Origin of the sequence: Actinomadura rubrisoli, from assembly GCF_004349215.1 — a bacterium.
GTDB lineage: Bacteria > Actinomycetota > Actinomycetes > Streptosporangiales > Streptosporangiaceae > Spirillospora > Spirillospora rubrisoli.
In genome coordinates, this window is the sequence record NZ_SMKU01000459.1 from 1 (window position 1) to 6,138 (window position 6,138).

The following is a 6,138-nucleotide window of genomic DNA, read 5'->3' on the forward strand; positions in this document are numbered from 1 at the left end:
GGTCGAGTGGCCCTCGGCGTCGATGGCGAGCGCGCTCAGCGGGTCGCCCTCGTCCAGGTTCGGCAGGCGCCGCTCCTGGTCGTCCCGGTCGGTGGCCGGGTCGTCGGCGCTCTCGACGTAGGCCTTCAGGAAGCCGTAGAAGGTGATCGTCTTGCCGGTCGCGCCGAACTCGGCCGTCTCGTTCCGGGTCGAGACACCGGTGACCCGGATCGACACGGACTGGCCGACCGCGTCCTTCATCTGGCTCGCGATCGTCCGCTTCCAGATCAGCTCGTACAGCCGGAACTGGTCGCCGGACAGGCGCGTCTCCGCCGGGGTGCGGAAACTGTCACCCGCCGGACGGATCGCCTCGTGCGCCTCCTGCGCGTTCTTCACCTTGGACGCGTAGACGCGCGGCTTGTCCGGGACGTACTCGCCGCCGAACAGCGTCGCCGCCTGCCGCCGCGCCGCGGTGATCGCCGTCTCCGACAGCTGGATCGAGTCGGTTCGCATGTAGGTGATGAAGCCGTTCTCGTACAGCTTCTGCGCCACCGACATCGTGTACTTGGCGGAGTACCCCAGCTTGCGGCTGGCCTCCTGCTGCAACGTCGTCGTACGGAACGGCGGGTACGGCTTGCGGGTGTACGGCTTGCGCTCGACCGACTTGACCTCGTACGGACGGTCACGCAGACGGTCGGCCAGCGCGCGCGCCGCCTCCTCGTCCAGGTGCAGGGTGTCCTTGGTCTTCAGCCTGCCGTCGGACGCGAAGTCGCGGCCCTGCGCCACGCGCTTGCCGTCCACGGACACGAGCCCGGCCTTGAACGCCTTCGGCTCCTCGGGCTTGCCCGTGTCGAACTGGGCCGCGATGTCCCAGTAGTGGGCCGGGACGAACGCGATCCGCTCCCGCTCCCGCTCCACGACGAGGCGCGTCGCCACCGACTGCACCCGGCCCGCCGAGAGCTTCGGCATGACCTTCTTCCACAGGACGGGACTGACCTCGTACCCGTACAGGCGGTCGAGGATGCGGCGCGTCTCCTGCGCGTTCACCAGCGGCATGTTCAGCTGCCGGGGGTTCGCGGCGGCCTGCTGGATCGCGTCCTTGGTGATCTCGTTGAAGACCATCCGGTGCACCGGCACCTTCGGCTTCAGGACCTCCTGGAGGTGCCAGGCGATCGCCTCGCCCTCCCGGTCCTCGTCCGTCGCGAGGAAGAGCTCGTCGGCCTCGGCGAGCAGCTTCTTGAGCTTGGCGACCTGGCTCCGCTTGTCGGCGTTGACGACGTAGAGCGGCTCGAACCCGTGCTCGACGTTCACGCCGAGCTTCGCCCACGGCTCGCCCTTGTGCTTGGCCGGCACCTCCGAGGCGCTCCCCGGAAGATCCCGGATATGGCCGATACTGGACTCCACGATGTAGCCGCGGCCCAGGTAGCCCGCGATCGTCTTCGCCTTCGCGGGCGATTCGACGATCACCAGGCGGGTACCGGATCCCCTGGCCTGGCCACTCTTCGCGGTGCCGTTCTTGGCTGGCACAGTCGCTCCAACCTCGCTGTCTGGTCTTCTCGCTCAGCTCTTCTTCTTACACAGGATTCCTACAACGTCGCATGACGGCGCGTTCATGCCCGCGGCTCCATCGCCGCCCGTGATCATCGCCCCGCCCCGGAAGGTCAGTGCAATTCTCACCACCGTGCGCGCCTCCGACAGGATGACATGCCGCCGCCGGGAGCGCGGACCGAGACGCCACCGTACGGTGCCCAACCCCCAGCCGACCAAGTAATAATGGTCGCGATGGTGGAGTACACCTACTTCGTTCTGTCCCTGCCGCGTGGCACCACGCGTGACACCGCCCGGCAGATCCTGACCGAGCACGCGGAGCGCGGCGGCTGGGAGATCGATCGATTGCGCCTCTACCCAGACGGTAGCCGCCGTATCCAACTCCGCCGCAAGGTCATCCGTCAGGTCCGTACGTTCTGACCGTTCCCGCGGGTTCACGTCTGTCACGTCCGTGCCGTCCGATCCCGTCCGGAGCGTAGCACTAAGTACGAATCCTATGACGTGGCGTAATCATAGCCGCCTCCAGACAGGGCTTCGCCCGCCCCGGACCGCGCCTCCGGGACGGGCGAAGCGTCTCACCTGGCCGGATCGGCGCCGTCCGGCCGATCGACCTCGTCGCTCAGCGGCGGCCGCCGAGCCGGATCCGGCGGGTCAGCGCCAGGGCCCCGGACACGGCGGCGAACATCGCCGCCACACCGAGCACCCACATCGACCCGGTCTTGGTCTGCGCAGTGATCGACGAGTGGGCCGCGACCGGCTTCATCGCACCGGCCTGATCCAGCTGCTCGGTCACGCCACCGACCTCGGGAGCCTTCACATCACCCGTGACGGGCACCGCGGACAGCCCCGGCAGCCTGACCCCGTCCACCCCCGGCACGCCCGTGCCCGGCACGCTCGCGCCCGGGAGCGGCCTGCTGTACGTCCGGGCGGACGACGCCACCGGCACGATCGGCGACGCGGGCACCGCCGCACCCGACGGCACCCCGGGGAGCCGCCGCACGGAGGTCAGGGTGGCCGGGTCGACCGGCGCCTGGCCGACACCGGGCAGCGTGTTGGAGTTGGCCTTGAGCAGACCCTTGGACTTGGGCAGCCCGTTGGTCTTGGGCAGCCCCTTGGTCTTGGGCAGGATCCCGCTGGCAGGCAGGGTCTCCGTGTTAGTCAGGCTCTCCGGCCTGGGCAGGACACCCGTTCCCGGAAGGGCGTTCGTCTCCGGAAGCATCTCGGTCTGGGGCAGCCCGTTCAGAGTGGCCGGAGCGTTCGGCGCGTTCGGCGCGGGCAGAGGGTTCGTCTGCGGACGGGTCTGCATGGTGCGCTGGGAGCCCGTCCCGGACAACACGTCCGAAAGGTCACCGGTCAGACCACCCGTCCCGGACAGGACGTCCGTCCCGGGCGCAGGGCCGGTGACGGAGCCGTACCGGGCCTTCTGACCGGCGGTAGGCAGCTTGCCCAAGACGGGCAGGGCCGCGCCCGGGCTCAACGGAAGGGACTTGCCCGCCTCTGCCACGGAGGGCAGACCTTCCGCACCAGGCAGAGGGGTGCTCCTCACCCGGTCGTAAGGGTGGTACCCGCCCTCACCGCCTTGGCACTGCGGCTCGGCGTGGCCGACGACGGCGGCGCCATTGCCGCAACCGCCCACAGGGGCCTCGCCCGGCGCGTTCCCCTGGTTGCCCCCGCCCACGCTGGACTGGCCGGACGTCCGGGCTCCCGATCCGTGCGCGCCCTTGACCAGCGTCTGGCCGTTGCAACTCGCCGCTGCGGCACCGAGGACGGCCGCGGCGTTCCCGCAGACCTCGACCGGGACGGTGATCGGAGCGTTCGCCTGGTTACCCGCCAGTACACCGGACGTGCCGGACGTGTGCTGACTGCCTCCAGAGCTGCTGCGCACGTGCGCGCCGCCCTCGCAGAACGCGCCCGCCTGACCCAGGAGCGCGACCGCGTTGCCGCACACGGTGGCCGGGATGCTGATGGGAGCGTTGGCCTGGTTCCCGCCGAGGACACTGAAATCGCCGTTGGTCGTCTGACCGCCGGAGCCGTGGCCGCCGTTGCGGACCGACGCCCCGCCCTGGCAGCCGGTCATGGCGTTGCCGATCGCGTTGCCGCAGACGTTGACCGGCGCGGAGATCGGCGCGTTGGCCTGGTTGCCGCCACCGACACTGGAGATGCCGGACGTGGTCTGCCGGGCGCCGGAGCGGCCGCCGTTCTTGACGACGGCGCCGCCCTCGCAGCCGGCCACCGCCTCACCGAAGATCGCCGCCGCGTTCCCGCACACGTTGACCGGCGCGGAGATCGGCGCGTTCAGCTGGTTGCCCGCCACGACGCCGCTCGCGCCGCTGGTGACCTGGCCGCCGCGGCCGCCGCCCGCGACCTTGGCGCCGCCCTTGCAGCCCGCGTCCGCCCGGCCGAAGATCGCGATCGCGTTGCCGCAGGCGTTGACGGGCGCGGAGATCGGCGCGTTCACCTGGTTCCCGGACCCGATCCCGTGCTCGCCGGAGGTCGTCTGCCCGCCGCCGCCGTTGCCGACGGACGAGCCGCCCTTGCAGCCCGTGTCCGTCTTGCCGACCACAGCGGCGGCGTTGCCGCAGGCGCTGACCGGCAGCGAGATGGGGGCGTTCATCTGGTTCCCGGACCCGACCCCGTGCTTGCCCGAGGTCTGCTGCCCGCCGCCGCCGTTGCCGACGGACGAGCCGCCCTTGGACACGCTGCGGGCGGTGCCACCGACGGCGGCGCCGTTCCCGCTGACGTCGACCGGCGCGGAGATCGGCAGGTTGAGCTGGTTACCACCGAGGACACTGCCATCGCCGTTCGTGACGTCGGCGAAGGCGCTGGTGGGGATGGTGGTGGCACCGAGAGCGACAAAGCTCGCAGTGAGTACCGCGGCACGGGAGGTGCCTCTGGCCCACGTTCGCATGATGCTCCGTTCGGGGAGATGTTGATTCGGAAGGGACGAGACGCGCGTTCGCCGACGCGCCGGTCTCGTGGGAATCGGCGTGCCGCCGTTGGACGGCATGCCTCGAACCGGCCCGGGCCGTGAGGGCGCGGGTCCGGAGACTGAGATCAGGGGCTAGTCAGGCGCGAAGGACGGCTCGTCCGCCGCTGTGCGGACGGCCGGGGGCAGCACGCCGAGAGCGCGTGGCCGCGACACCTTCGGAAGGGCCGGGCCCCAGGACGGGACGCCCGGGAGCCCGGTGGACGCGCCAAAGACAGAGAGGACACCGGCCGCTGAATGCGTGTCGGTCTTGGCGGGCGCCGGAAGCGGCACAGGGCGGTGCTTCACAACGGGCGCCTTCGACGTCGTCGCCCTGCTCACCTTGTAAACCCGCGGAACGACACGATGATGCTGCCGCAGGGGCCGTACATGACCCCGCACATGTTCCGAATGCTGCGGCCTCACCACAGGCGCCTTGGGCCGCACCACACGGGACGCGGCTGAAGACACAGGAGCCACCGGAAGCGACACCTCCGCGCGGGGCGCCTTTTTCTCCACGGTCTGGACGACGCCGCCGATCGGCTTCACACCGTCCACCGCCTGGCCCACCAAAGGCGCCTTCTCCACGAGCCGAGAGGGCACGTCGGGGATCTCATCGGCGTGCGCGGCACCGCCGAGCAGCCAGCCCGCGAACAGCAGGCCGACGATCACCAGCAGCCGGTGCAGGGGACGGCAAGCGGCGATGCGGCGCAGCCGGACGGAGACCGCCCGTGCCCGCGCCGCATCGTGTGCCACCGCTCGCCCTCCATCCGCAACGGACCAAACCATCCCCTACAGATGGTGACCGTAGCACCACGGATCGCACCGGCAACGGCAATTCCCGAGAAAAGTCAGGACCGATCGAGGAAATGATCGAGGACCCTTACCCCGAATCGCAGACCGTCCACGGGAACGCGCTCGTCGACCCCATGGAACATTCCGGAAAAGTCCAACTCTGGGGGCAATTTCAGCGGCGCGAAACCGAAGCACCGCATCCCCAGCCGCGCGAACGCCTTGGCGTCCGTCCCTCCGCTCAGGCAGTACGGCACCGGCAGCGCCCCCGGGTCCTCCGAGGTCAGCGCGGCCTCCATGGCCTCGATGAGCGCCCCCTCGTAATCCGTCTCGACCGCGTGATCGTGATGGACGAAATCGCGCTGAACGTCCGGTCCGAGCAGTTCGTCCACGGTCGCGAAGAAGTCCGCCTCATATCCCGGCAGAAATCGCCCATCCACCTGTGCCTGGGCCGTCTGCGGAATGACGTTCGTCTTGTACCCCGCGTCCAACCGCGTCGGATTCAGCGTGTGCCGCAGCGTCGCCCCGATCATCCGCGCCATCGGCCCGATCTTCTCCAGGCACTTCTCCGGCTCGTCCGGATCGAACTCCACCCCGTACGCCATGCATGTCCGCTCCAGGAACGCCCGCACGGTCTTCGTCAGCTGCACAGGGAAGTCATGCGACCCCAGCCGAGCGACCGCCGCCGCCACAGCCGTCACAGCGTTGTCCGGATGCACCATCGACCCGTGCCCGGCGGTCCCCTTGGCGGTCAGGTTCATCCACGCGATGCCCTTCTCCGCCGTCTCGATGAGATACATCCGCCGGTCCCCGGGCACGGTCAGGCTGAACCCCCCGACCTCCCCCACGGCCTC

5 protein-coding genes are annotated in these 6,138 nt (G+C 70.0%); 1 reads left to right on the forward strand and 4 read right to left on the reverse strand.

The features are described from left to right. A partial coding sequence (gene topA / locus E1298_RS42805; RefSeq protein ID WP_243726181.1) for a type I DNA topoisomerase occupies window positions 1–1,506 on the reverse strand: 1,506 nt, incomplete at its 3' end. A gap of 255 nt (window positions 1,507–1,761) precedes the next feature. Here topA and E1298_RS42810 point away from each other — a divergent pair. Further along, on the forward strand, window positions 1,762–1,947 hold the full coding sequence (locus E1298_RS42810) for a DUF5703 family protein (protein WP_131903110.1): 186 nt from the start codon (window positions 1,762–1,764) through the stop codon (window positions 1,945–1,947). A gap of 199 nt (window positions 1,948–2,146) precedes the next feature. Here E1298_RS42810 and E1298_RS42815 read toward each other — a convergent pair whose 3' ends face one another. The 3 genes from E1298_RS42815 to E1298_RS42825 form a co-directional block, all read right to left on the reverse strand. After that, entirely contained in the window at window positions 2,147–4,435 is a 2,289-nt protein-coding gene (locus E1298_RS42815; protein WP_165975933.1) for a chaplin family protein, read from the reverse strand. A gap of 153 nt (window positions 4,436–4,588) precedes the next feature. After that, window positions 4,589–5,248, reverse strand: a complete 660-nt coding sequence (locus E1298_RS42820) for a hypothetical protein (RefSeq protein ID WP_131903112.1) — start codon at window positions 5,246–5,248, stop codon at window positions 4,589–4,591. A 95-nt stretch (window positions 5,249–5,343) separates the two neighbouring features. Next, on the reverse strand, window positions 5,344–6,138 hold a 795-nt coding region (locus E1298_RS42825), incomplete at its 5' end, for a M20/M25/M40 family metallo-hydrolase (protein WP_131903113.1).

Coding starts and splice junctions, on each gene's coding strand:
- E1298_RS42810 (WP_131903110.1), top strand. CDS start 1,762: ATGGTGGAGTACACCTACTTCGTTCTGTCCCTGCCGCGTGGCACCACG.
- E1298_RS42815 (WP_165975933.1), bottom strand. CDS start 4,435: ATGCGAACGTGGGCCAGAGGCACCTCCCGTGCCGCGGTACTCACTGCG.